We start from the raw sequence: 26664 nt of genomic DNA on the forward strand, positions 1-26664 counted from the left end.
CCTTTTATTTTCACGTAAAAAAGCCTCTTTCTAAAAGATAGAAAGAGGCTTCTGTATATACAGTCAAAATGAGCTTCTTTCTTATCTTTCAAGTTACCTTGCTGGAATTGGCACAGTATTCATAACGAATCCGCTGCCGAGGTATCATAGGGCCAGTCCCTCCACCTCTCGTGATAAGAATTTTCATAAAATTATATTAAATTACATTCATTCTAAGTTCATTTCAAATAAAAGTCAAGGAATTCCTATCCGAATTTACCGAATATCTAAAAATCCTTTTAATACACCAATTGTCTCAGGTGCTTGCAGTCTTGCACATACGTACGGAAATTCCGTACTCCCTTCAAATATCATTTGAGATGTGAGCGGTGCGCCTGCCCAGAAGATTTCATCATCAATTACGATAAACGGGAAAGCTTTATTTTGTCTTTGTAACTTTACATTTTTCAGTGGAACTGGTCCGTCACTATACACTGTTATTTGCGCATTTGTACGCATTAACGCTTGCCATACTCGCTTATCCACTTGTTTTGTACTTGGAAGCGAAATAATAATTTTTCGTTTTGCTGCTAAAATATCTTTTAATAGCCCTTTCGTTTCCTCAAGATTCATTTCCATAAACCAACGTAATCGTTTCGATATTTTTCGTTCCCACAATTGTCTTGATGTCGTGCGATCATACACATCTCCGTGACGTTCTATATGAGCTGTTAATTGTGACAACGCTTGTTTTCTCGAAAGATTTTTACGCATATAATGGCAATCTGATAATTGAACGAACTTCCCTCTCGCCCTTGTCACTGCTACATTGACGAGGCGATGGTTTTTATGGTCAAAGAATAATACGCCAGGTCGTTCTTGCGGATAACTATCTACTGTATCAAAGATCATCATATCTCTTTCAGAACCTTGGAACTTATGAACTGTCGCTGCTAAAACTGGTATGTTTTGATATTTCGTTCTCTGTAACATTTCTCTAATACACGTCGATAAAAAGCGAGACTGCGCTCTGTAAGGCGTCACAACACCAATGGATTGCACACCGTCTAACAGTCCAATTAACATCATTTGCATTGCTACTAAACCAGACATAATGTTAAAACGAGATCCTGAAGCAGCGTCTTTTAACGAAAAAGCTCCCATTTGGCTCGTATCAAATAAAACACTTGCTTCATTTGCGAACGGCTGCAATTGCGCAAGTTCCTTACGCTCTGAAACAGACGGATGGTCATAAACTCTATTTTTATAAATAAATGAGTTTGTAAACTTAGATATATCCGCATGCATACGTCTTTGTTCCTGCAACATAAACAGGTTCGGATGTGCTTCTGATTTATTAACAGACTCCACAATCCCAGCATGATAAAACATATCTTCGCCAAGCCATTTTCGAACGAGTTCATGGTTTGCCATCGCAATTGGAGGTAACTGTAAAAAGTCACCACAAACGACGATACGTTTTCCAAGTGAAGCAGCTAATGCAATTTGCGGAACAAACGCCATACTTACTTCATCTACGACAACTAAATCAAATGTACGCTCATAAATAAGTGAATCAATAGCACATTTCGATAAAGTTGCGCCGATTACTTTCGCATTTTCAATATATTCTTTTTCTACTTCTTTAATTTTCGCTTTTTGCTTTCGAAGATCACTTTCTATCTCTTGTATACGCTTCTTATCAGCAGATGTTGCTTTATACGATAAAATCTTTTCACGAAGCTCTTGTCGTGTCTCTTCTAAATAGAGTCTTTCTTCTCCCCAAGATTCGTTCGTCGTTTCAACTAACTTCGACGCAAGTAACGTTTCATGATTTCGTATATGTTCATGCTGACTATAACCATAACGAACAATTTCACCAGGCGTCCATTTCTTTTTCTTCTCAATTTGTTTCGTTACTTCACTCATTAATACGTCTACTGCCGCATTACTATGGGCTAACACAAGTACCGACTTTCCTTTTTGATAATGAGCCGAAATAATACGTGATAAATTGTAAGACTTCCCTGTTCCAGGTGGTCCCCATACGTACGTTGTCGGATTATAAAACGAGCGATACGCCAATTCATTTTTCGGATTTTTCATCTTCTCAATATGTTTCGGACTACTCGTCCCATCAACAAGACGCTTTATACGATTACGTTTCAGCTTATCTTTACGCGCTTCCTTCAACCTCTCTTGCAGTTGCTCTAAAAGCTGCCACGGTTCACTGTATAAAACAGCTTCTCGTATTTCACCTTGTATATAATCATTTAATTTCAGTTCTATTTCTAATCCATGTACAGATAATACTTCCCCTGTCGCTTCCTTACCATCGAACTCAATTCGAATCGGTGAACCTTCAGGTAAGCTTACTTCCGAAATAAGCTGAAATACGTATACTGTACTTTCATAATCTGTATATAAAAAACGACCATTCATGATAGAAATTTTACTACCACCTATCGTTTTCCAATGTTTAATTTCATACGCTAATGCATAATGCCACTCTTTCATCGTTTCCGATAATGAAGGAGTTTGAGTAGGTGTATTCATCGTATAATCTCCTTCCTTCTCCCCAAACATACTTTCTCACTATACCATATAACACGCTAAAATTTGTAAGGTTTTTATCTTGCTTATTTTCTTAATTTTCAATAACATATTGTATATAATTTTCAGAAAGAAGGAATCTACATGCCAGTTAGAAGAATCGAACACGTTGGACTTATGGTTGCAAACTTAGAAACATCTATCGCATTTTATGAAGAAGTAGTTGGCTTACAACTCATTAAGAGAATGGGACACCCGAATCCAGACTTAAAACTCGCTTTTTTAGGTGTGGAAGAATCAAAAGAGACGATACTCGAATTAATTGAAGGCTACAACTCTTCCCTTCCGGCAGAAGGAAAAGTACATCACATTTGCTTTAAAGTGGATTCATTAAAAGAAGAAATCAAAAGACTCAAGAAACATGGCGTAACATTTTTACTAGGAGAAGAAATCGAAACATTACCGGATGGAACACGTTACATATTCTTTGCGGGTCCTGATGGGGAATGGATTGAGTTTTTTGAGACGGAGAGATAGAAAAGAATCAGAATTTTGGCCCTTATACTACTTCCAATCCTAATAAATACTTGGAAGATAAAAGAAATTTTCGTTTTCGTTGGAAGAATTCTATTAAATATAATCTTTTTCATAAATTGAATATTAACAAAAAAACAAACAGTGAAAAGGTTGCAGGAAGCAGCAACAAAGAAAAAAGTGTTACCTACAAAAAATGAATTTCACCATTCCCAATTTACGGAAAATTTGATATACTATTTTCATAAATTGAATATTTTACATTTTAGGAGGAGAAAATGGAGAAAAAAACAGATTTTTCTTTGTCACTTTTGTTTTTTTGGATTAAAGGATTTGTTTCAGTTGATTCAAGATTTGTAAAAGTATCCACCGGAAACACTATATTAGGGTTTATTCCTGCTGGAAAAGATAATCAAAACATTCCTTTAAAAAATATTAGTTCTACAATGATTTCTTCTCAGTATAGAATAAAACCCATTATATTAGGATTGATTATTCTTCTTTTTTCCTTTAATACCATGGGAAGTAACTTTATATTCGGACTTATTTTACTATTAATCGGAATTGGTATTTTAGGTAGTGGTTTGCAAAATGTATTAATTATTCAAAGGGCAGGATCGGATTATATTTTTTCAGTACCATTCTTTGAAAAAGCTAAATTGGAAATTATTCAAGATTGTATTGCTGAAGCTTTAGCTTATGACACGGATAAAACTGATCTAAATTTATTTTTTGATAAAAAATAAAAAAGGCGATAGATTAATCTGTACCCCATAGAATAGATTTTTTAAGTTTCTATTCTATAGGGTACATTTTAATTCTCTCCTATTTCTTTTCTTAATGAGGTAGAGCCATATCGCTATCAAGCTAATATTTTGAAGTAAGCCCTAAATGAAAATTTTTCTTTTTTAAATTAATAGATAGTAAACAAGAGAATTTGACAAATCAACAGCATTTCTCATTTGTAGAGTTTTAATTTTCAGTTATCAAACCAAAATAATATCCTACGTAGTATTCTCCTCATGACTTTGCTTCTAGAGTTTAGTGGCTTTTGAGAATCTTTTTAATAAAACCCAATATATTATTCTAAATAACTTTAGGTATCAATAAGGAGAATTTAATATCCTTGCAACCTTTGAATAACCAGAAGTTTCAGACTAACAAAGAGATTGTTTGATAATACATTTATATTCATTACTTCTCCATATTTACAAATAATTTACACATAATTAAAAATATTGAGGTACTGTTCTTTATGTTGTAAGGATCCACTATTACTTTCATCAATTACTCGACGTACTGTTTCAATGTTTTCTGGAGTCATTTTATGCATTGCATTGATTATATGACGATCAGAATTGAGATCAAGTATTACCTCTTCCCCTTTAATTCTCTCAGTCTGCTTTTCCTTAACATCTGAACCTACATACGTACCGACTTTGTAGCCAGTAAAAATACAAACTGCTATAACAACAACTAAGCTTAATGTGATTTTAATCCACTTTTTCAAACCTCTTGCTCCCTTGTTTATTAAAATGTACCATAAAAGAAGAGCTGTATCCCCTATCTATCCGGGCAATCTATATAAAGCATCATTATCAGTAGTCAATGATACATAAAATTTTTGTCCTAGTGGTAATTAAAAATCTTAGCTTGATGGGTATGGGGTATCGTCACATGCCCATCAACTTAAACTTTTGTTACACCCCCACAACGAAATTTTGAAGTTTTTTGGTAACAAAGAAATATATTTTATCTTTTTTGAAGAGATCTGATCTCTTAGATTACTGGTAACGGGGTAGCTTCAATAATAAAAAAACACACTACTCTTTCTATAGCATCATAGAAAGAATGGCTATGATGTATTTCTTCTATTTTGCTCCTATTAATGAGTAAGAAACGACATTATTTATTATTCTTCAAAACAACAACAAAAACGGACCTGTTATCAGGTCTTTTCTCACATTTTCTCTGTTATAACCCTTTAAAAACAGCTTAATTCATCCAATCTTCGTTATCTTTAGTTACTAATCAACAGATATGTTCACATTTTTGTAACATGTATAGACAAGCATATGTGTTATAATCAACTTAGCAAATTACAAATAAATTTGCATTTCCTGTGACCCTTACCTCCCAGTAAGGGTCTTACTCTTTTATAAATAATTATTTCAGTCCAATTTTCACAGATGTAAGAATTCTCATATATTAGACTTCATACAACCTTTTCCAAGGAACAATATACCGATACACAAATCCCTATTTATATAGGGATTTTTTTGTACGAGTTCCTCACCATCAATGTAAGAATAAAAAAAAGAAGGGGATTATCCCCCTCCTTTTACGCTTGCTCCGACTGACGGAATTATTTCGTATACCCACGATTCAGTTCCGTTAACTTTTCATTGATGTTAAAAATTCTTACTCTAATATCTTTTACGCCAGCTGCTTCAAGTCTGTTCTTGTGCATTTCAGCATATTTTTCAGCATCTTGTTTTTCTTCAAATACATAAATGCCTCCAGCTTCTTTTGTTTCTTGATTCTCTGTCCATATTTTCCAGTGGAATCCTTCTTCTTCGTTAATACTGTTTGCTAAATCCCAAAATCCTTTTTCCATTTCTTCACCAAAAGGACCTTCAAACGGAAAATCAACTTGTAATAAATATGCCATCTTTGCTCACTCCTATTTTTAATATAAAATTCTTACCATTTCTTTTACTAATTATAATTTTTTTGATTCTAACGATGATACTGTTTACATTCGTATTGCTATTATTCCACCACTAATTTGAAAATCATACTATTTATAAAATACCCACAAAACGGTAGCAATTTGAACGCAAACAGTTTTAAGTTATGTTTAAAAAATATGATACAAACTTATCCCTAAACTAAGAACAAACAAAACAAGCGCAGGTATTGCTTTCTTAAAGGGATCTCTCGCTAGTACAATTAGAGTTAATGCAGCTGCCAGCATCGTACCGCCTAACAACAATCCTGCTAATAAAGCTACTGTTGGAATCCAAATTCCTATTAACATTCCAATCGCTCCTACGATTTCCAAAGCTCCAGTTAAGAAATTAAAAAACGAAGGTAAACCAAATCGCTTAAACTCATCTGCCATTTTCCCAGATATAATTTTCGTACCTGTCATTAAAAAGAACAGAAATAATACAACTTTTACTACATTGATTAATATTAAAATAGCAATCACATCTTTCTTATTTATTTGATAAATTTACATGCTATAGCATATACAATACGAAATTTTGACTGGTACTAGGAAAAAACGTGATCCTGAATCGAATCTCATACAAAATAAAGATATCTCCACTATTCCTTAAAACAAATTATATGCTATAGCATATATAATACATAAAATAAAGTTTGTTCCTTATGAATAGCATCAATAAGGAACAAGTATTAATAGCGTGTATCATATAATTTGTTTAATAATGATTGTAATACTTTAATTTCTTCCTCGCTCAAATTACTCGTAACGAAATGGTGAGCGTCTGTCACTACAGGCAAGATTGTTTTCTTTAACTCGTCACCTTTTTCAGTTAAAAACAGGTTGTGTGAACGTCGATCTTGCTCATTCAAAGCTTTCTTTACAATCCCTTTTCTCTCCATTGACTGTATCATTCTTACGACAGTAGTTTGATCTTTATCAATCGCTTCTGCTAACTCTTTTTGAGTAGTGGCCCTTTGGCTACAAAGAACACTAATAATCCCCCACTGCTCTGGCGTAACTCCAAAAGGCTTTAATTTCTTCGTAAAATAATTCGTCATTTTCACATCAGTACGATGAACAAGATAGCCTATTAAATCATGTAAGTTCATATATCACCTCTATAAATTAATATATAAAAGAGTATAGCATACCAGTCAATTATTCACAGTGAATGTATTCATTTTATTAATTATATGCTATGGCATATATATTATAGTAGGTCATTTTAATTGTCAAATGAATTACCTATTATTTTTTTATGTCAAAACCACCTCTATATATTATAGAAGAAATGAATAATTGGATATATTCCTCTGACGATTTCTCCCTTGTCGTTTTGTAATGCTCTAATAACATTTGATAAAATATGAAACTTACAGACAACCTAAACACCTCTAAGGATATCTTACCCAGTTCTTATTGCCACAAGATAAGAAACATATAATTAATTAATCACCTACATTAGCAACTAAAACATCAAGAAAAGACATTCCAAATATGGAACGCCTTCTTTTTTATAAAATCATTCACTTAAATCTATTTTCAAAATATACTATTCAACACGCTTAAATCTTCTATTTAACATAATCACTCATTTATCTAAAGAATTTGATTACGTGCATAACGCCCTTCTAACGTTTCCTGCAAAAATTAGTGAATCATCAATGTCTTTGATATTAACGTAAATTAAATTCAAATGATCACATAACCACTCATGGTGTATAGACGAAACAATTATTCCTCGTTTAAGAATTGTAGCAATAAATCCATTGACTTTTTTTGTAAGAGCGCTACCCGTCCTAGACATAATGCCCTTCCAGTGTTATTATCTCTTGATTTGAATGAGGAGGAATTTGTTATTCTAAAACGTTTTCCTAAGATAGTTGCCTTTATTTTATGCTGATTTATTGTTGCCACGCATTTTCCACCAACGAATCCTTCTTGGCCACTGATAATTCTGGCAAGCTGTTGAGAGATTGGTTCCTCATTAAACACCATACCTTCAATCATCCCCCTTTTACTGTAAGGTTATGAATGAATACATACATTTGAAACAGCAATAAATCTTTTCAGTTACAAGAAGAAAATAACAATCTAATGAAACCTGTTAACTCAATTATATTAATGGAGTTTAATGGTGGTTTGTCTTTTAGCGAACTAGAATCATAATTTGATTTGGTCCTGTGCGCTTCATAACACGATATCCTTTAGTTGATGTTGTAGCAATTCCCTCATCATTGGACTTACAATAACCATCTACTTGACAGGTACCATCATCTCGAACCAGAAGTTTACCAACAAGACCAACTGGAACCCATTCAGGTCTTTGTAGACGTGGGATATACTCTTGTGAAGAGTCCCACTCAGGATTTAATATAGGTTCACTTTTTGTAAAGGAAGGGTGAATCACTCTTCCTTTGTCATCTTTTATTTCTGGCACAACAACTTCATGATATTGAGTTCTTCCCCATTCGTCTGTTACGAAAAGATTATGCCAACGTAAATCACTTGCATCTGCAATCATTGCTGGATTCGCACTTACTACTCCTAGGATATAATTATCATTTGCGTTTGCTTTTCGTATTTTGTCCCCGTCTAAAGTTACAAAGTATCCGACATCGATTGGATTTTTATCAACCGTCTCAAACATTTCTGCATAATCCGCAGCAGCAGAAAAGAATACAGTACCGTCGAGATAAAGATTTCCTGTTAGCCCTTCAATTACAGCGGAATTTAAGGATGGTCCAACAGCAAGACCATTTGCTAAATGCCAAGAAAATGGGAATCTGGTGACTCCATTTTGCCCCATAATATGAGAACCTGTATGAATTGAATTTACTACGGTATTTAGCCCTTCTGCATGGGAGTAATTTGCATTTGCTATTGTGTTTGCTCCCTCTGCATGGGAAGCAAATCCAAGCGCTGTTGTGTCTGCTCCCTCTGCATGGGAAGCAATTCCAAGTGCTGTTGTAAGGGATCCCTCTGCATGGGAGGCAGTTCCAACTGCTGTTGTGACTGAACCTTCAGCGTGGGAGGCAATCCCATTTGCTTTGGTATTTTCTCCTTCCGCATGAGAGTAATCCGCATCCGCTATTGAGGACACTCCTTCTGCATGGGAAGCGGTCCCATTTGCACTTGTGTTTTCTCCTTCCGCATGAGAGGCATTCCCACTTGCTGTTGTGAGAGTCCCTTCCGCATGAGAGGCATCCCCACTTGCTGTTGTGAGAGTCCCTTCCGCATGAGAGGCATCCCCACTTGCTACTACATCTGTCCCCTCCGCATGAGAGCTTCTTCCACTTGCTCTTGTGTTTTCTCCTTCCGCATGAGAGGCAATTCCACCTGCTATTGAGGATACTCCCTCCGCATGAGAGGCAAATTCAAATGCTATTGTGAAGTTTCCTTCCGCATGAGAGTCATCTCCACTTGCTACTGTGTTCTCCCCTTCCGCATGAGAGGCAAATCCCTCTGCTAATGTGGCTATCCCTTCTGCTACAGAACATCCGTTATTCGGATCAGTTCTAATACAGATTGTTGCGGTTGGTCCGGTGTTTCCCGTTGGGCCGGTGCTTCCTGTTGGGCCAGTGCTTCCTGTTGGGCCGCTGTCTCCCGTGGATCCGGTGTTTCCTGTTGGGCCAGTGCTTCCTGTTGAGCCGGTGCTTCCTGTTGGCCCAGTGTTTCCTGTTGGCCCAGTACTTCCTGTCGGTCCAGTGTTTCCTGTTGGCCCAGTGTTTCCTGTTGGCCCAGTACTTCCTGTTGGGCCAGTGTTTCCTGTTGGCCCAGTACTTCCTGTCGGTCCAGTGTTTCCTGTTGGGCCAGTGCTTCCTGTTGAGCCGGTGCTTCCTGTTGGTCCGGTGTTTCCTGTTGGTCCAGTACTTCCTGTCGGTCCAGTGTTTCCTGTTGGTCCAGTGTTTCCTGTTGGTCCAGTGTTTCCTGTTGGTCCAGTGCTCCCTGTTGGCCCAGTGCTTCCTGTTGGTCCAGTGCTCCCTGTTGGCCCAGTGCTTCCCGTTGGAAATGTTATAGAAGGGATAGGTGGTAATGTAGGACCAATCAAATTTGGATCTAATGCAGCTGCACTCAAAAAATCATCTGATATAAGACCTTCCCATTTTTTCTTATTTAACATGATTCACCTCCAAAAAAACTTTTATCATAACTAATAGATGCACCGAATCAACAAAATAAAATCAATAAAAAAACATTCCATCATTTTTATGAAAAATAAGATATTTAAATACTTAAATATTATATTCATATAAGATTAATGTAATATTTCATTATCAGTAGCTAGGAAAAAGGAGGAACGATACTTTCACAAGGGAACCTCCTTTTTTATTCTATGAATCTATTCATTTTTTATACATTCCTAATCTAACGTAGTTTTATGATTCTCGTTTGTAACTGGATTATCCGAAAAACTGTATAAAATCTTGCATGTTCCTAGCATATATTTTTTCGGAATGCTGACGGTATTCCATGCCCATTAACTTAAGAAAAGTACACACCCCAAAAATAAAAAATGAGCTCATTTCTCAAAATAACTAACTATAGAGAAATAAAATTTCCATTTAGGAAGTACTGTAAAACCTTAACTTGATAGCAATGTGGCGATACCCCTATATACTAAAAGGGGCAGTAGAATCAAAATACACGTTAAGATAAGCGGGTGATTCAGTGACGTCCACCGTGATTCAAATCTGACTCTGAGTTCATCTCATACGTTATAGAAAGTATACCTAATTTAATAAATTCCCCAGCGATTTAACAATGTGCTAAAAACTGTTCAACCAGTGCGCAAAGGTTTATATTTTAAATGACGTGTTTAACACCGTACTCATCAAACTAAGATTATATAGCTTTAGTTTCATATGAGATTTTTTCTTTTCCTACAGTATCCGTCCAGCTTATTAAAAATAATAAAATCCCGTATTGAATAAAAACACGGGATTGTTATAAATGAGTTATTCACTTATTCGAAAGAAGTTCATTCGTTACATATTACTTATTTAATTAAGAAACATTCATATACCAGCCCAAACATCTTTTCCATATCGCCCTTCATCTTGCACACGATCCAACCAATTCCTTGCTTCTTGTTCACTAACTTCATGAATTTCTTGATAGGCTTGACAAAGGGTATCTTCTACGTCTGGAGCCATTTTACTTCCATCACCACATATATAAAGATGAGCTCCATTATCTAATAGCGAAATTAAATGGATTCTATCTTCTTTTATTATATGCTGTACATATGTTTTAGGATGTCCTTCTAAGCGAGAGAAAGCTGTGTGTAAAGAGATTAATCCATCTCTTTCATCATTTTCTAGTTCTGTACGATAGAGATAATCCTTTTCAGGATGACGACAACCAAAGTATAGATGTGCTTCTCCTACCTTCATACCTTTTTGCTTTTGAACACGACGCGCTTGTAAGAATCCACGGAATGGTGCAATTCCAGTACCTGGTCCAACCATGATAATTGGTGTTTCTGGATTTTCAGGTAATTGAAAGTTTGATTGTGGCGTTCGAATGAAACAGATAATCTCATCTTTATTATGACGCTGAGCTAAATAATTAGAAGCGACTCCTTCATATGTCCCTTCCCCGCTCCATGCAGGCGCATTTACAACACCGACCGTAATGCTCAGACGATCCTGTGCAACGAGTGGAGAGCTTGAAATTGAATAGTAACGCGGTTTGAGCGCCGGAAGAAGTTCTAAAAAGCGTTCAAATCGGATTTCACAAGCCTCATACTTTTCAAGAAGATCTAACATTGAAATACGTTTCTTTAATATTTGTTCTTGATAAACTCCCTCTTCCAATAATGATTCCAATTCCTTTTTATGAGGAGGGCATACTGTGAATGTCACCATTTCTCGTATTTGTGCTCGAGTGGCTGCTTCTTGCACTTCGACACTATAACTAAGAAGGTCATATAAACGAACAGGACTGTCTAAAGGTATGTGATTTACACTGCGCCCACTTGCGCTTAATATGACTTGATCCTTCCCGTTTAATCCAAAGCGTTTTAAAATTCGGTTGACATTTTTCTCACTATTAATTGGTAGTACCCCAAGGTGGTCTCCTTCTTTATATGTAGCCCCTTCTGGCAAGGATATTTCAATATGTCGCGTGCTTCTTTCACTGCTAGATGATTGAAGTTCACGATTTTCTAATATAGATGCATAAACTGCTTCATATGTTCGCGCAAGAGGAGATCCTCCAAGACGGCTGACAAATTGTAGGCTCAAAGTACTGCGTTCTTTCTCCATGTTTTTGTTAAGTTCCAATCCAAATGCCTTCATCGCATCAGACCACATACTTTGTTTCCATTGCTCGAGCTGTTCCTCGAAATCACCACTTGCATCTGCTTCTCCGCGTTTAGAAAATCTTTTTGCTCCTTTTTGAGCCATTTGCTCATCAATGTATCTTGGAATTCGCTGATAAGTACTAGCCCAATTATGATCTCCACAACCAAAAACTGCGTATTGAACACCTTTTAGCTCATCTGGTTTTAATTCCTCCAACCATTGCACAAACTGTCCTGCATTACTTGGCGGTTTTCCATTATAAGAAGAAGTTACAATAAGAACCGCTCCTTCTTTCGGCAAACTTCCAATTCGATCGTTAAGAGCTGCCACTTCCGTTTGAACACCTTCTAAACTAGCTGTATCCGCTAGTTCTCTTGCAATGCCCTCTGCTACCCCTGTATCCGAGCCATACAGAACAAGAAGTGAAAGATTATCGGCTCCAATAATGGAAGGAGTCTTCTGAACTTGCTGCTTGGTTTCATGGTTTTTCAGTTTCTCCTCTGTAGGCGCAAGAACAGTAGTATGGCTAATAGTTTCATTTCGAGGTACAATCCTAATCTTAAAATCACCAGGCTTTAGCGTTAATGTTTGTTTTACGTCCAGCTTATAGTCTTCATAATCGATGAATTCAAAATGTTGAAGAAGCATTCCCATTACGAGTGTCGCTTCATGAAGTGCAAACTGCATACCGATACATGCTCTCTGGCCATTTCCAAATGGTTTATAAGCATGATGAGGAACCTTATCCAGCTCTTCAAATCGTTCAGGTTGGAATTCTTCCACATTGTCTCCCCACGCATCTTTATCCCTATGTAGCTGTGGAATAAGAACAGAGATACGATCTTCGCCTTTCTTAATTGGGTATTTTCCACCAATCACTGTATCTTCTTTTGCATAGAGACTGAATGCTGGAGCAGTCGGCCATAGACGTAGTGATTCATTTAAAATCATCCGTATATACTTAAGCTTCATAACTTGTTGGTATGTTGGAGTGGGATCTGTCAAAACACGGTCTACTTCTTCATAAGCTTTTTTCAATTTATCCGGATTCTTTAATAAAAAATAGATTGCAAAAGATAACAATCCACTTGTTGTTTCATGCCCAGCTATTAAAAAAGTGATAATTTGAAAACGAATATTTTCATCATCTAATTTTTCACCCGTTTCCGGATCCTTCACATTTAACATACGGGAAAGTAAATCATTTTCTTCCTGATTCCCACTACTTTTACGTTCAGCAATAATATTATCTACTAAAGAAAACATAGATTGAATATCATGCTGAAATTGACGTTTCGTTCTCCACATGAGTTTGTCTTCTATATCCAGTCTCTGCAATTGGTGCATCGCCTCATCTAGAGCACGGGTCATGCTAGTGATAAAAGGGTGAGAGGTCTCACGATAAAAGCTATTGAATCGGTAATTAAAACCACATAGACCAATTGTATCTAATGTAAGGCGAGTCATATCCCCTGGGACATCTACATTTTCATTCGGATTCAGTCTTGCCCATTTTTGAACGAGTTGCACGGCAATATCGACCATCATAGCATGATAATCTTTCATTGCCCGTTGACTGAATGTAGGCATCAAAATATTATGAGCTTTTTTCCAGTTAGGCTCGTCAGTCTCGCTTGTAAATAGTCCGTCTCCAGCAAAGGCACGAACCTTTGCTAAAGCACCCTCTATACTTTTATCAAATCTTGTTTCATCACAAACTTCCGCTACCAGTTCATGTCCAGAAACGACAATGATCGTATCACTTAAAGTTTGAATTTGAAAAATAGGACCATACTCTTCTGCCAGCTTAATAAACGATAGAGTCGGTTTATCTTTATCGATTAATGGGAGATTCCCCAGCGGTCCATATGTTTTCGGCTGAGGAATGGCAGATACTTTTTTATCCATTACAAACACCCTTTCAAAAAATACTAAAATATCCCATTCAATAAAAAGAAGATAGCAATGAATCGCATGGGACAAAAGATATGTAATTGATTACCTTATTTTATCTTTTCCCTAACTATTCACGATTATGATATTACTTATAAGGTTGGTAATCTAAACCGTCTATTGACATTAGATTTATACCTTGCAGAAAAAATAATATATTACAATGAGGCATATTATTATAATGTTTATTAGAAATTGAGAGCTAAAGGTTGTAGTATTAGGAAAACCAGTAGTTTCTCATGTCAATTCAAACAAATACGATAAGCAAGTATACTCTGTTGCTAATGAAAAAGGATTTGATATTCATATCAAATCCTTTTTCATTCTGTGTAATTATTTCACTTTTTCTTTCATCTCTTTTCCCCTTTTAGTAGAAATCATCATCTCGATTTTTATTTTGCTCTATCGATTTAACCTCTCGACAGCTTCCACGCTTGTATCTACACGTTTAACGAAAAAAACTAATAGTAGCGCAACAACATTCATGCCCAGCGCTACATAGAATGAATGCTGAATTCCGGATAACAAAGCCTTCTGCGTTACCATTGCCTTCGTAGCTTCTGTGAAGGTTGTTGGATCTACATGAGCCATTAAACTTTCAGCTTTTGTTTTTGTTACAGAATTCATAATCGTAACAAGAATAGCAGTACCAATCGAACCGGACACTTGTTGAGCTGTATTATTAACAGCTGTACCGTGCGGATTTAAGCGAGTTGGCAATTGATTAAGGCCATTTGTCATAAGTGGCATCATCACCATCGCCATCCCAAACATCCGCAATGTGTAAATAAGGATAATATGTGTGTGACTAGAATCGATTTGCAGATTTGCCAACATATAAGTTGAAACAGCTGTAATGGAAAGTCCTACTATACCAAGAAGCCGAGGGCCATACTTATCAAATAGTTTACCTGTAATGGGTGACATAACTCCCATTATTACCGCACCTGGAAGCATCATCAGCCCAGAGCTCAGCGGCGAAATACCACGGACATTTTGTACATAAGCTGGTGTTAAAATCATCCCCGAAAACATAGCCACCGCATTAACAATTGCAATTACAGACGCAAGTGCAAACATTGGGTACTTGTAAACACGTAAATCCAACAACGGTTCATTCATTTTTAATTGACGGATAATGAAAGCAATTAGGGCAATAGCGCCTATGATTAAGGTTGTTAAGACAACTTTATTCGTCCACCCATCTGAGCTTGCAGAACTAAACCCATATAACAGACCGCCAAAGCCGACAGAAGATAATAGTAATGAGAGATAATCAAGTTTTGCATTTTTGTTTTGTCTCATGACATTTTCCGATTTCCAAATCCCTAACAGTAAGCTAATGATTGCTAGCGGTAAAATCATTTCAAAAAGCAAACGCCAGTCATAATACTCTACAATATAACCTGATAGTGTCGGTCCAATTGCTGGAGCTGTAATCATAACTAACCCAAAAATCCCCATTGCTGTTCCCCTTTTTTCTCTCGGAAAGCTTACTAGCATAATATTCATTAACAAAGGTCCCATCACTGAAGAACCTGCTGCTTGAACCATCCGACCAGTAAGTAATAAACCGAAGTTCGGTGCTACAGCTGCTAAAGCCGTACCAAGGATAAAAATCAACATGGATGTAATAAATAAACTCCTATTGGAGAAGCGGGTTATTAAAAATGCTGATGCCGGAATTAATATACCACTTACAAGCATATATCCTGTAGAAAGCCACTGGATTGTTGAATAATCTTGAATTTCTAAATCCTTCATTATTGATGGCAAGGCCACATTTAAAAGCGAGTTATTTAGAAATGAAACAAATGCCCCAATAAAAAGGATTACAAGCATTACATATGGTGGTTTTCTTTTATGTAACGTTTCACTCATAGATTGATTTACCCCTTCATTATCAATTCCATTGATTAATTTAACTCGTTTGCATATTTGCACGAGAATTTATTACCCTTGCAGTATTTTGCCAAACTCTTCGAATGGATATTCTCTTTTTAGCAATTCTACTTACCCAGCTTAAAATTTTGAATGAATATGTAAACACGTTTGTTAACCGAAATTACATTAGGCTAAAATAAACAAAAAGAGCTAATGAAAATACCCTTCTAAAATAAAGCGAAACTTTAATCCATGTTTTTTTACTGACAGCCCACACACCCATTCCTTTAAATACAGGCTTGGAAATCTAGTTATGTAACCATCCATAAAAAGAAATATTACATAGGCTAAGTCTAACATTACATTTTTAAAGTAAGGGGAATAAGCTTATGCACCAATATTGGTATGTGAATTCAAAGGAAAACGAGGAACAATATAATAACCAAAATTCAATGTCATCATTATATTCACAGCCCCAAATAAATAAAGCTGACGAAATGAGTGGTTTGAAGATTTGTGAGGATTGGAGTTGTCGCTTCTATCCAATTGGTTCGGATTCACCAGCCAATTATATGACTTTCACTCCCGATCCTCCTCCCTTCTCTTTTGGTCAGCCAATCCATTATGCAGGGATGATGCCACAAGGACATCCTGCTAATTGGACCCCATTACCAAGCCATGCAGGTTTTAATTATCAAAAACCTCCCATCCCCTGGGCTCAACCATTCAACCATACAGGGATGTTCGCACAAGGTCATCTTGCCGCCTTACTCTCACCGCCAGCTAAAGCTTTTAAATTCAGTAACAATAACTGGGGTATTTTCGGAAACTCTCCAGGATGGGGCGGACAGATAAGTCCCATGGGATGGGGGAATAACGGAGGTTACGGTCAGCCAGGAATGCTTGGAAACTTACTTACAGTAGGAAAAGGCACTATGAATGGAATTGGAATGCTTAGTAGTCTAATGGGTATGGGGAAGTTCTTTTTTTAGTGGATTAGAACGAGAGGATAGGTCCATAGCCCAGACTTAAAAACCAGTTCCTTTTCTCCATTGATTTCATCTTCTTAAACATGCTTCTAATACTCCCTCCAAGTTCGTTTCCTCGTCTTTCAAATTATAAAAACATCTATTTTGTATCTGATAAATCAATAGAGGTGTAGTAGCACCAACAAAATGCAAAACCCGGTTCCTTTACGAAAGAACCGGGTTTTTTAATTTATTTGAAAAGTAGTCAAATCTTTTTTTCATTATTTAACACTTTGAACACGGCCAATTTGTCCATCTTGTAAGCGAACTTTAATGCCGTATGTATGTGTTTCACTATGTGTCAAAATATCTTTCACAACGCCACTTACAGTTTTACTATAGTCATTATCCAATTGAATAACTACATGTGAACCAACTGAAATTTGTGATCTTGTTGGTTTCCCACCTGTTGCTTGTGTCGGTTTTTCTTGTTTTTGTGTTCTCTCCTGTTGTGTAGATTGCTGTTGCTGAGCCTTCTTCTCTTCTTGCTTGCGTTTTTCTTCAGCGACTCTTTGTTGCTCTTCTTGCTTACGTTTTTCTTCTTCTACTCTTTGTTGCTCTTCTTGCTTACGTTTTTCTTCTTCTACTCTTTGCTGCTCTTCTTGTTTACGTTTCTCTTCTTCTGCTTTTTGTTGCTCTTCTTGTTTACGTTTTTCTTCTTCTGCTTTTTGTTGCTCTTCTTGTTTACGTTTTTCTTCTTCTACTTTTTGTTGCTCTTCTTGTTTACGTTTTTCTTCTTCTACTTTTTGTTGCTCTTCTTGTTTACGTTTTTCTTCTTCTACTTTTTTGTCTTCATCCACTTTTTGCTCATTTGGCGCGCCCTTTAACTTTTCTTCATTACCTTTACAAGCACTTAAAGCAATTACACATAAACTCATAAGTGCAAATAATAACAATTTCTTTGACATTTAAAAATCCTCCTATATACACATTACAAATCAATAACTTTCATAGCATAACAAAAATACAATCCTTTCTTTGTCAAAATTTGTCGTATATATTTATTTTCTACTAAGCACTGATACTACAATAAAAATGGAGATTATTATGTTGATTCTTGCAAAAAATACGTTCGTCTGCTAGTCAAGTAAACCTAATTCATAAAAATCTTCATCTTATGTATGAAAGAACTTGAAGCAAAAAATGGAAAGAGGCTGTCTCAAGTATTTAGTGAAACCATTGAAAAAGCATTAATAATCCGAGATATTTTAATTAGCATAATCTATTACTTACGAATAATAGGAAAGGATCTTCCATCGAAAGATCCTTTCCTATTGCTCATCTAACTTAATAAATAAGTTAATTGCATAACGCTCTTCTAACTTTCCTTGCGAAGCTTAGTGGATCATCAACGTCTTCAATATTAACGTAAATCAACATACCTTCGCCGTGGATTAATTATTAACCCATAAGCTTGCCATAAATGCTGTTGGTTTGTAATAAAGTTTGATCAAAAGCATGCTACAAAAATTGATTTTTCAATATAAAAAAAAACCAAATATTTCGAAAGAAAACTCGATCAAAATGCTTGTTTTTTTTGTTGCTAGTGAATCATTTTTCATAAAAAAGTTTAATCATTTTTCTACCTGTGTTTGCTCAACAATCGCGCCCAATTGCATATTATTAAATTGCTACCCTTTTTTCCTTTTCGGCCAAATAAAATTGCTTATGGCAATCAAAAGATCGATACCCAACACAAGTGTCCATACTTTTAGAAAGCCAGCCAACACTTCTGTTCGCGAAGAATCGTTAATTAAATAGATTAAGACAAATAAAATTCCGACACCTATTAGAAAAGCAAGCACATGTTGTCCCCAGCTTTTAAAGTAGTGTTTTGCATAATCCATGCCAAATCTTTTAACTGGTTTCGCTCCTTGTTTCATCACATAATATTGAAAGCGTATATCAGCCCACTCAATCATACTCCTACCGAATGCGATTGAGATTCCAATATAAACAGCAGCTATTGCATGCACTTGGGTAGCGGTCGCACCACGATACAAGTCCACACCCGTAACAACTAATAAAATTAAATCAATAACAGGTGTTAAAGCTAGGAAAAACAATCCTAATTTATTTTTCTTAAGGATATATCGTGTGAGCAGACCTAAAGTTATAACAACCCAAAACCCTATTTCACAAGCAACGATCAACCACGCAATTACATTCACCCCAACACCCCCCTTGTACAACGCAATTACTCGCTTTTCCTTAACAGTACCACAATATGGTCCTTTAATGGAGTAACTTTATTGCATAGGATGGTTAATTATTTTGCATAGTTTTAGTACTTTCAGGGAATTCATAAGATGTAGAGATTGAGCCACTTAAATGAATGGCAGAAAGATAATTTTATTATTTATATTACAATACCTTAAGAGCTATGGAACAAATTCTTCAACTAAGCAGCTAATAGAAGCCTGGAGATTTTCCACAATCAGTAGCTCGTCGCTATCAAACTAAAATTTCATTTTAGGGAAGAATGTATTTCTTTACATGATAGCAATGGGATTTCTCCAGTATTTCGAACAAAAACCACACTAAGCACATTTTCATACAAAAAAGCCAATTTTTGTCCTACTAAGGATAAACCGGCTCATTGTAATTGATCTTGAAGGACTCGTTATATAAACTCGTCATTTTCATCAAAAAACATGGCTCTAGCTAATACATTTTTATTCGATTTTTGGTTAATAGAGACATGTGATTTAAATTATCCTTTGTTATATAGACCAGTCATTTGCCACATTTCTTTTTACATATATTTTTTTAAAAGAAGGTTTCCATTCTGAGAAATCCTCATAAACAAACGTTATGTTGTTACATATTTCCTCTGCAACTTCATACATATGTTTTATATCATTAGCCGTAAATAATATAGCCCCTTTGCGTTGCGTGCTATCTATAATAGTTGGTATGGTATCGCCCTCTTTTACTACTAGATCAATTAATACGACTTCGGATATGTTAGTTAGCCCTTTATACTTGATTTCTTTTAAGCAACCTGGTTTTGGAATCAAGCTTAAAGACATAGCATGACATTTTGAAGGTACACATCTAAATTCATCTATAGTCTCAGTATTTAGCGCATCATAATAGTATCCAAATTGAGATATGCCAGTTGTTAGTTCCACCATCTTCCAGATGTTGCCCCCACCTATTCTAACTTGAGACTCTATAATTATTGGCTTATTTTGTTTGTCTAACTTTATTTCTGTATGAGTAATGCCATTTTCCATTTGCATGTCGTTCAAAAACATCATTACTTTCTCCATAATTAATTGTTTTTGAGATTCATCTATAGGTGCCGGCATAATCGTATAGTTTATTAGAAATGTATCTTCTTTACATACTTCAGCTGATATAGCAAGTATAGAATGTTTTTTGTTATAAGAAACGGTTTCAACCGTATAAACTATATCACCTGCAATATACTCTTCCACTAAAACAGGTAGTTGAATACCATTTTCTTCAATAAATACCCCTACGTCATCTCCCGAGTCTAGCTTACATACTCCTTTACCCCCTGCCCCAATCGGCGGCTTTATTATAACACTATCTTTTTTATTCAAAAATTCATTAATGTCTTCAGTATTATTACAAACTGTCGAATCTATCGAAAAGTCTTTACCTGCTAGAATTTCACGCATCATGTCTTTATTACGAGTTATCATATTAGCATTGTAAGAAGGTCCTTTAACATTAAAAATCTTTGCAATTATACAAGCCGTATCTAATGCTGTTTCGTTGAAAGATACAACCACATCAAAAGGTTTCTCTTTAAATAATTCTTCAGCATAGTATATAGATAAGGGTATGTTTGTTGTATCTATTTCTTTTTTATAGAAACATTTTTCTAAGATAAATCCATCAAAATATATGTGTCTAGCGTAAGATCCTATATAGGAAACAGTGTACCCACTGTCTAATGCATCTTGTATAGGCTTTGTCCATCCCCCTATAAATAAAATATGTGGTTTATTTTCTATGTCAGTTCCTTTTAATACCTTATGCATCAATATCAGCTCCCCTAAAATGAACTCGTATATTCAATGTCAGTTCCTTTTAATATGCCTCGTCTTAACAACGCCACTAAACACAATGTTGTTCCAAATCCCCCTATAAATAATGTAATTTGAAGCCCGAATATAGAAATTAAAAGTGCACTAGCAAAACTTCCCAATGCCCAAGCTCCCCAATTAAGCGTGCGCTGTACAGCATTTACTCGGCCCAGCATGTGATTTGGTGAGGCAAGTTGTCGTATAGTTGCGGCGTAAGGGCCAAATACACCTTCTCCCATACCATGTATAATACTTGCGGCTACTATACCGTAAATTGTTCCCATATATCCCATTATCGGTATAAAAGCCAAACCGGTAACTGATACAGTAGCGCTATAAATAAGCATTTTTGTATTATTAATTTGTTGACTTTTTTTCATGAGAACCGTATTACCTATTAAAAATCCGACCGCTGCTGAACCTACAACAAACCCTATTTCAATTTCAGATAGACCCATTACCTTATAAAGGAATATTACTAAAATACTATTTAGTATGTATTTAAAAAAACCGTAAACAGCACCACATGTCACAATTGGCTCTAATACAGGGTGTTTTTTGAAATATATCAGACCTTCATATATGTTTTGGTATATGGATTTTATATTTACGTCTTTTAAAGAACCCTCTGTATGCGGTTTAAACTTTGAAATAAATAATACAAACATAAAACAAACAAAATACGTTACTGCGTCAACAGTGAATGAACCTGTTAATCCAACTAGAGTAATGACGATTCCAGCTAGCATAGGACCAATTACTATAGAAAGAGACTCTGAAAGTGCTAGTTGAGCATTTCCTTTTTTTAAGTTGTCTTTATCTGTTACTATTTCCGGTAAGAAAGAAGGAATAGCGATGTTGTAAAATGTGGTGAATATTCCATTTAAAAACATGACAACTACCAATAAGGGGAACGTTATAATATTTGTTACAGTCAGTATGAATACTGATAAAAACAATACTCCTTGACATATACTACAAATTAGCAAAATATTTTTCCTATGAAAAATGTCTATTAAAGCACCGGCTACTAACCCAAAAATTAGATAAGGGACGAATATAACCCCACGAAGTATAGCAGCATTTGCTTCACTTGTTTGTAACACCTCTAATGCAAAAAGCGGCAAAGCTACTATTGTAAACTGAGTACCTAATAAACTTATAGACTGTCCTAACCAAAGCTTGTGAAAATTAAAATGATTGCTACCTTTCATAATATCCCCCCATCAAATCCAGCTTTATAAATTATCAAGTTTGCGATATAAGTCAAAGCAGGCGAAACCTACCTTTCAACTAATGTCTGTACCACATAAAAATTCGAAACCTAATATAAAAACGATTTTAGTTTCAAATGATGACTAGATGTTTAAAAATCTTCTAGCTAATGAAAAGCTCATCTTCCGAAAGATACTTCCACATTCGTTTATAAACCAAATGGTATACTGATGGAATTCACTTGTAAGAATCTGATTGTGAATTAGTTTGTTTCGAATTCATTTTCCAATCGTATGTCACTTTGAATCACCTCCAGCATCAGTATAACCTTGAAGGCACGCTATTGTACGCATTTTGGAATGTAATAGCAAGATAACGAAGCTACGATGACGAAATGAATGGATTTAACCTTGTCATTGGAGGACATATTCACATGACAATTGATTAAAATAGATCATTCACTATAAAATAAATTTTTAGATAAACCAAAATAACATGCAAAAAACCCCTTCAAATTTGAAGAGGTTTTTAATATATAGAAATTAGCTTAAAGCAAAGATAACAACTCTTGAAGGGGGCATTTTTTTCTTATTCATGTTTATTGAGGAGCCTTTGTTTGAAGCAACTTTAACCCCATCCCAATAAAAATCAGTCCTGTTACTTTATTTAGAATCATTCCTACCTTTTGATTTCCTCTTAATTTTTTGGTGACATAGGAAGAGAAATAAGCAACAAATAAACACCACAATAGTCCAGTTACTGTAAAAGTAATTCCTAAAATGATAAAAGGTATAGGACCTGAAGCCTTTGTATCTATAAACTGCGGCAGAAACGCAATAAAGAATAAAGAGACTTTTGGATTCGTAAGACTTGTTAAGAGTCCTTGTAAATATATCTTTCTTTTGATTTACAACCGATAAAACTGATGGGGTGTACCATTCGTATCACGGAGCCAAAACTCACTATTGAATAAATAAAACCCCAGAAATCCAAAGGTCTCTGGGGCTTCCTTATATATTTAGCTCTTTTTGCTTTTTGTTTTGTTTATGTCTATACAGTAATTTTCGACTTATGAGAGAAATCAGTAATAAGATCAATATTAGTACGAAAAGTTGCATAAATGACAAATCAAAATATTTAGCCCCTGTAACGATTAACAGTGTAGAAATTGTGCCTTTTACAACGAAAAAAATAATAACCCATAATCCGCCTTTTTTCCAGTTCATTTTATATTATCCTTTCCTACGTTTAAGTTCTTAAAAGATTTAGTAATAGTTCTTGAATGTGATACCTTAATAGAAATCTATTATATGAATATAAGAAATAGACTTTTTCATAAAATTCATGTCCAATTACATACGACGATTCCATCATAAATGAAAATGATATTCAGTGTCAATTTTATTGACTATTTGAAAACCTGTTTCTTCATCTGAATCTCTCTCCACTTTACTTCTTATAAGCAATAAACTCTTGTATTCAAACAAAAACACCTCCATTGCATTTGCACACTTTGTATGCGAATGCAAGAGGTGTTTTTTCATGTACCATCAGGTGCTTTATTTATTCGTTTAAGTTCTTAATACGTAGCTATTTTCTAGTACACGATAACTGGATCATACGTATTCAAACTATCATACACAGTTTTTGCAACGTTAGGAAGAAGGTTTACACAACCGCCTGATCCTCCTGTTAAATAAGCATTACTTCCCCAGTCTTTTCGCCAGCCGGCATCGTGGAATCCTTGACCGCTATTTGTGAATGGAACCCAGTAATCTACTTTCACTGCATAATCAGCTTTCCCTACTGCGCTACCTCTTAGCGTATATGGTGTTCGTTTGTATAGAACGTACCACACACCTGGTGATGTATCTTCACCTGTGCTATGTTTACCCGTTACTACATTTGTTGTGAGGACTAATTTCCCATCTTTGTAAATCCAAATTTGTTGATCTGCAATTGAAACTTCTGCATATGTGTCTCCGATACCATTATTCGATGTTGTTTTATAACCGATCCCTTCCTTCTCCCAACCATTTCCGTGAATATTAGAAGCAGAAAGTGATTTTTCACCTTTCTCAAAAGCTTGCCCAACTTGTTTTGTCTCTTTTTCCACATCTAGTGCCCAGCCGTATCCTTGTCCTTTTACTGATATGACCGAACCAGAATGTGTTTTAAAAGCGAAGTCTTTATGTAATGTAGATTTAGCCTTATTAATTTCAGCAACCTTATTCTTAATATCGCTCGCATCGATTGTCACTTTCATATCCTTTGACATAGAGGCATTTTGAATTAAATCTTTTGCTTTTAATGAATACACTTCATTTTGCACTTTATAATCAACAGACTGCGTAAGAAGATTCTGTAATGCTTTCTCTTCTTTTTTAATAATCGGATCGTTTTCTTTAATAGGCTGTATGTATGCAGACTTTAAATGAATTTCGCTTTTATGCTTCTGCTTATCGTAATCTTTTAGTAAACTCGTAACGTCGTACTGTTTTCCATCAACGCTCTTCGAAATAACAATTTTTCCTTGTTCAAGCTTTGCCATAGCATCTTGAGGTGCCTTTAATTTTTCATTCATAGACATGAGCTTTTCTTCTACAAGTTTTTTCATCGTTTCACTACGATACTGCTCTGCCTTTTTTGGTAGCAATGAATAATCTTTTTCCTTTGAAGAAGGGAAAAATGTCCACTGGCTTTTTAATAGTTTCTTAACTTGCGGCAAATCTTTTTCCGTCAGTTCCGTTTTTGTCTCTTTTTCATCTAAAATTTGTTGTTGATCAATATAAACTTTGTTTGCTAGTCCAGATGTTTTTAATTTCTGTATTGCCTCATCAGCGCTCATACCACCGACTTTTGTATCATTAATCGTAACATTAGAATTGAAGTGAGTTGCCTGATAATAACTCATTCCCCCAAGGAGAAGTGCAAGTACACCGCCACCTGCTGCGATAAGCTTCCAATTTGTAAAACGTTTTTTTGATCTTACCCGTTTTTTCTCAACTTCTTCAACAGATTCATTTACTGTATTGTTGTTCATCAATCTTTCCCCCGTATACATTAACGTCAATTGATTTTAAACCAAAACCATTGAATAGTGTACCTTATTTTTCCTGAAATTTCATTGTTTTTAACTAGGTTTTATCTCATTTAATCTATTAAAGTTAGATTTTTTAATAGAAAGATATATAAAGATAGTAAATAACGCGAAAAAGGACCACATCAATCGAGTTATTATGGGACCCACCGCATTTTGAAGGATGATACTCTATAAACATTTTAACCTAGTAAAGTAATTTTTAGAAGGTCCAAGTTAGAGACAGGCAGCATAGAATATCTCTTATTTATGAAAAATATCCACAAAAAATGACCTACATGTAGACTCTTTTTTGTGAATATTTTAATGCCGCATATTTTATTAATTTAAATGCGAACCATGCTTCCTGCTTGTCACCAGGTTTCACAACCTCTAATCTGCCTAACTAATTTCACCTTATGATATCTTTATCATCAACAATTTCAAGTTTCTTGAAAACTATTATATATGTTTATACCACGCTTTATTGATACGTTTAATCTTTACAGGTGTTGAATTTTTAGACTCATCCTTTGTTGTAACCCTATTATTAGAACATCCTGCAATAGTGAGACAGCATGTAGCCAATAAAACTAATACTATTAATTTCTTCAAATAGCCACTCCTATATAAGGGAAATATTATATTAAGAAAACTAAACATAACATCGAATCTTTATAAAAACAATATATTTCCTAGTTTTATTATCCGTTGGCAGATTAAAGCACACCTTAAGGAGCATGAATCCAATGTCTAATTTCCATTTTATCCGATTCTCAATGTTTATTCCAACATAAAAAGATAGCTATTATTGTTGAAAACTAATTATCTCTCAAAATGAAAAATATGAACTGAATTCCTATAATCCAATATAGTTTACTCAGCTAACTTTTCCCCTGTAACAATCCGAAACAAAATAGCTGCATTTTTTTCTTCTAATTGAGCGTACCGATTACCACCCGAGATGATTTCCACTGTATCCTTATTAGGGCTTATCCAAATTTGATACAACACAGCTTTCGCCTCTATTTTCGGATTTTTAAATTGAAAAATAAAATGATAATCAGCTGGACGAGACATTTCCACTTTTTTATTTTCAAAAATAGTATCCTTTAATATTTTCTTTACTTGCATCACTTCATTATTATCTGTCACTACCTTAAAATCTTCATATTCATTATCACCAATATCTTTTTGCACTTCAATTCTTTGCTCTTCATTTTCTAGTATATTTGAACAGCCGGTTATTATGAATATACAGATACTAATCATAACTAGAGGCCAATTTCTAACTTTCATATTAATACCCTCTTTTCAATACAAAATATTTTATTTT

General features: G+C 35.1%; 17 protein-coding genes, 4 pseudogenes and 1 riboswitch. Of the genes and pseudogenes, 3 read left to right on the top strand and 18 right to left on the bottom strand.

Annotation, left to right across the window (positions count from 1 at the left end; translation table 11 throughout):
* Positions 1 to 78: 78 nt before the first annotated feature.
* Positions 79 to 180, bottom strand: a riboswitch (SAM riboswitch).
* A gap of 75 nt (positions 181 to 255) precedes the next feature.
* A complete protein-coding gene (locus tag BAQ46_RS27045; protein ID WP_071743180.1) occupies positions 256 to 2565 on the bottom strand; it encodes an AAA domain-containing protein in 2310 nt (769 codons plus the stop codon).
* Between the two features lie 111 nt (positions 2566 to 2676).
* Here BAQ46_RS27045 and BAQ46_RS27050 point away from each other — a divergent pair, with 111 nt between their 5' ends.
* Both BAQ46_RS27050 and BAQ46_RS27060 read left to right on the top strand, forming a co-directional pair.
* Positions 2677 to 3069, top strand: a complete 393-nt coding sequence (locus tag BAQ46_RS27050) for a VOC family protein (RefSeq protein WP_001145276.1) — start codon at positions 2677 to 2679, stop codon at positions 3067 to 3069.
* A gap of 275 nt (positions 3070 to 3344) precedes the next feature.
* Positions 3345 to 3812, top strand: a complete 468-nt coding sequence (locus BAQ46_RS27060) for a hypothetical protein (protein ID WP_000412699.1) — start codon at positions 3345 to 3347, stop codon at positions 3810 to 3812.
* A 488-nt stretch (positions 3813 to 4300) separates the two neighbouring features.
* Here BAQ46_RS27060 and BAQ46_RS27065 read toward each other — a convergent pair.
* The 8 genes and pseudogenes from BAQ46_RS27065 to BAQ46_RS27100 form a co-directional block, all read right to left on the bottom strand.
* Positions 4301 to 4576 (bottom strand): annotated as a pseudogene (locus BAQ46_RS27065) (PRK06770 family protein); the annotation flags it as partial.
* A gap of 855 nt (positions 4577 to 5431) precedes the next feature.
* Positions 5432 to 5737, bottom strand: a complete 306-nt coding sequence (locus BAQ46_RS27070) for a monooxygenase (RefSeq protein WP_000323772.1) — start codon at positions 5735 to 5737, stop codon at positions 5432 to 5434.
* Positions 5738 to 5926: 189 nt separating this feature from the next.
* A complete protein-coding gene (locus BAQ46_RS27075; RefSeq protein ID WP_071743241.1) occupies positions 5927 to 6277 on the bottom strand; it encodes a DoxX family protein in 351 nt (116 codons plus the stop codon).
* A 212-nt stretch (positions 6278 to 6489) separates the two neighbouring features.
* Positions 6490 to 6909, bottom strand: a complete 420-nt coding sequence (locus BAQ46_RS27080; RefSeq protein ID WP_001048553.1) for a MarR family winged helix-turn-helix transcriptional regulator — start codon at positions 6907 to 6909, stop codon at positions 6490 to 6492.
* 503 nt (positions 6910 to 7412) lie between these two features.
* A pseudogene (locus BAQ46_RS27085) lies at positions 7413 to 7798 on the bottom strand (DUF1259 domain-containing protein).
* A gap of 151 nt (positions 7799 to 7949) precedes the next feature.
* Positions 7950 to 9923 carry a peptidase G2 autoproteolytic cleavage domain-containing protein gene (locus tag BAQ46_RS31475; RefSeq protein WP_071743182.1) on the bottom strand — a complete coding sequence of 658 codons (1974 nt, stop codon included), beginning with the start codon at positions 9921 to 9923 and terminating at the stop codon, positions 7950 to 7952.
* Positions 9924 to 10818: 895 nt separating this feature from the next.
* Positions 10819 to 14016: a bifunctional P-450/NADPH--P450 reductase gene (gene cypD, locus BAQ46_RS27095; RefSeq protein WP_048556837.1), complete on the bottom strand. Its 3198-nt coding sequence runs from the start codon at positions 14014 to 14016 to the stop codon at positions 10819 to 10821.
* Positions 14017 to 14463: 447 nt separating this feature from the next.
* A complete protein-coding gene (locus BAQ46_RS27100) occupies positions 14464 to 15942 on the bottom strand; it encodes a DHA2 family efflux MFS transporter permease subunit (RefSeq protein WP_071743184.1) in 1479 nt (492 codons plus the stop codon).
* A gap of 392 nt (positions 15943 to 16334) precedes the next feature.
* On the opposite strand from BAQ46_RS27100, the gene BAQ46_RS27105 reads away from it, so the two are divergent.
* Positions 16335 to 16937: a hypothetical protein gene (locus BAQ46_RS27105; protein ID WP_000554439.1), complete on the top strand. Its 603-nt coding sequence runs from the start codon at positions 16335 to 16337 to the stop codon at positions 16935 to 16937.
* Positions 16938 to 17194: 257 nt separating this feature from the next.
* Here BAQ46_RS27105 and BAQ46_RS27110 read toward each other — a convergent pair whose 3' ends face one another.
* From BAQ46_RS27110 to BAQ46_RS27150, 9 genes and pseudogenes are all read right to left on the bottom strand, one after another.
* The gene (locus tag BAQ46_RS27110) at positions 17195 to 17881 is read right to left on the bottom strand and encodes a YwbE family protein (protein WP_071743186.1); all 687 of its coding nucleotides are present in this window, start codon (positions 17879 to 17881) and stop codon (positions 17195 to 17197) included.
* A gap of 391 nt (positions 17882 to 18272) precedes the next feature.
* Positions 18273 to 18350, bottom strand: a pseudogene (locus BAQ46_RS27115) (DUF1259 domain-containing protein); the annotation flags it as partial.
* A gap of 254 nt (positions 18351 to 18604) precedes the next feature.
* Positions 18605 to 19144: a hypothetical protein gene (locus tag BAQ46_RS27120; RefSeq protein WP_071743188.1), complete on the bottom strand. Its 540-nt coding sequence runs from the start codon at positions 19142 to 19144 to the stop codon at positions 18605 to 18607.
* Between the two features lie 552 nt (positions 19145 to 19696).
* A complete protein-coding gene (locus BAQ46_RS27125) occupies positions 19697 to 20989 on the bottom strand; it encodes an ATP-grasp domain-containing protein (protein ID WP_000549727.1) in 1293 nt (430 codons plus the stop codon).
* 14 nt (positions 20990 to 21003) lie between these two features.
* Positions 21004 to 22248, bottom strand: coding sequence for an MFS transporter (locus tag BAQ46_RS27130; RefSeq protein ID WP_000678801.1), 1245 nt, complete (start codon positions 22246 to 22248; stop codon positions 21004 to 21006).
* A gap of 599 nt (positions 22249 to 22847) precedes the next feature.
* A pseudogene (locus BAQ46_RS27135) lies at positions 22848 to 23150 on the bottom strand (LysE family translocator); the annotation flags it as partial.
* 109 nt (positions 23151 to 23259) lie between these two features.
* Positions 23260 to 23475, bottom strand: coding sequence for a hypothetical protein (locus BAQ46_RS27140; protein WP_001104100.1), 216 nt, complete (start codon positions 23473 to 23475; stop codon positions 23260 to 23262).
* A gap of 371 nt (positions 23476 to 23846) precedes the next feature.
* On the bottom strand, positions 23847 to 25292 hold the full coding sequence (locus BAQ46_RS27145) for a L,D-transpeptidase family protein (protein WP_001064105.1): 1446 nt from the start codon (positions 25290 to 25292) through the stop codon (positions 23847 to 23849).
* Between the two features lie 912 nt (positions 25293 to 26204).
* A complete protein-coding gene (locus BAQ46_RS27150) occupies positions 26205 to 26627 on the bottom strand; it encodes a YhfM domain-containing protein (protein ID WP_071743190.1) in 423 nt (140 codons plus the stop codon).
* Positions 26628 to 26664: the final 37 nt, after the last annotated feature.

The sequence above is a fragment of the Bacillus paranthracis genome (assembly GCF_001883995.1).
Classification (GTDB): Bacteria; Bacillota; Bacilli; order Bacillales; family Bacillaceae_G; genus Bacillus_A; species Bacillus_A paranthracis.

What these genes read in the sequence shown, in the direction of transcription:
- BAQ46_RS27045 (WP_071743180.1), bottom strand. Translation starts at nt 2,565, where the DNA reads ATGTTTGGGGAGAAGGAAGGAGATTATACGATGAATACACCTACTCAA.
- BAQ46_RS27050 (WP_001145276.1), top strand. Translation starts at nt 2,677, where the DNA reads ATGCCAGTTAGAAGAATCGAACACGTTGGACTTATGGTTGCAAACTTA.
- BAQ46_RS27060 (WP_000412699.1), top strand. Translation starts at nt 3,345, where the DNA reads ATGGAGAAAAAAACAGATTTTTCTTTGTCACTTTTGTTTTTTTGGATT.
- BAQ46_RS27070 (WP_000323772.1), bottom strand. Translation starts at nt 5,737, where the DNA reads ATGGCATATTTATTACAAGTTGATTTTCCGTTTGAAGGTCCTTTTGGT.
- BAQ46_RS27080 (WP_001048553.1), bottom strand. Translation starts at nt 6,909, where the DNA reads ATGAACTTACATGATTTAATAGGCTATCTTGTTCATCGTACTGATGTG.
- BAQ46_RS31475 (WP_071743182.1), bottom strand. Translation starts at nt 9,923, where the DNA reads ATGTTAAATAAGAAAAAATGGGAAGGTCTTATATCAGATGATTTTTTG.
- cypD (WP_048556837.1), bottom strand. Translation starts at nt 14,016, where the DNA reads ATGGATAAAAAAGTATCTGCCATTCCTCAGCCGAAAACATATGGACCG.
- BAQ46_RS27100 (WP_071743184.1), bottom strand. Translation starts at nt 15,942, where the DNA reads ATGAGTGAAACGTTACATAAAAGAAAACCACCATATGTAATGCTTGTA.
- BAQ46_RS27105 (WP_000554439.1), top strand. Translation starts at nt 16,335, where the DNA reads ATGCACCAATATTGGTATGTGAATTCAAAGGAAAACGAGGAACAATAT.
- BAQ46_RS27110 (WP_071743186.1), bottom strand. Translation starts at nt 17,881, where the DNA reads ATGTCAAAGAAATTGTTATTATTTGCACTTATGAGTTTATGTGTAATT.
- BAQ46_RS27125 (WP_000549727.1), bottom strand. Translation starts at nt 20,989, where the DNA reads ATGCATAAGGTATTAAAAGGAACTGACATAGAAAATAAACCACATATT.
- BAQ46_RS27130 (WP_000678801.1), bottom strand. Translation starts at nt 22,248, where the DNA reads ATGAAAGGTAGCAATCATTTTAATTTTCACAAGCTTTGGTTAGGACAG.
- BAQ46_RS27140 (WP_001104100.1), bottom strand. Translation starts at nt 23,475, where the DNA reads ATGAACTGGAAAAAAGGCGGATTATGGGTTATTATTTTTTTCGTTGTA.
- BAQ46_RS27145 (WP_001064105.1), bottom strand. Translation starts at nt 25,292, where the DNA reads ATGAACAACAATACAGTAAATGAATCTGTTGAAGAAGTTGAGAAAAAA.
- BAQ46_RS27150 (WP_071743190.1), bottom strand. Translation starts at nt 26,627, where the DNA reads ATGAAAGTTAGAAATTGGCCTCTAGTTATGATTAGTATCTGTATATTC.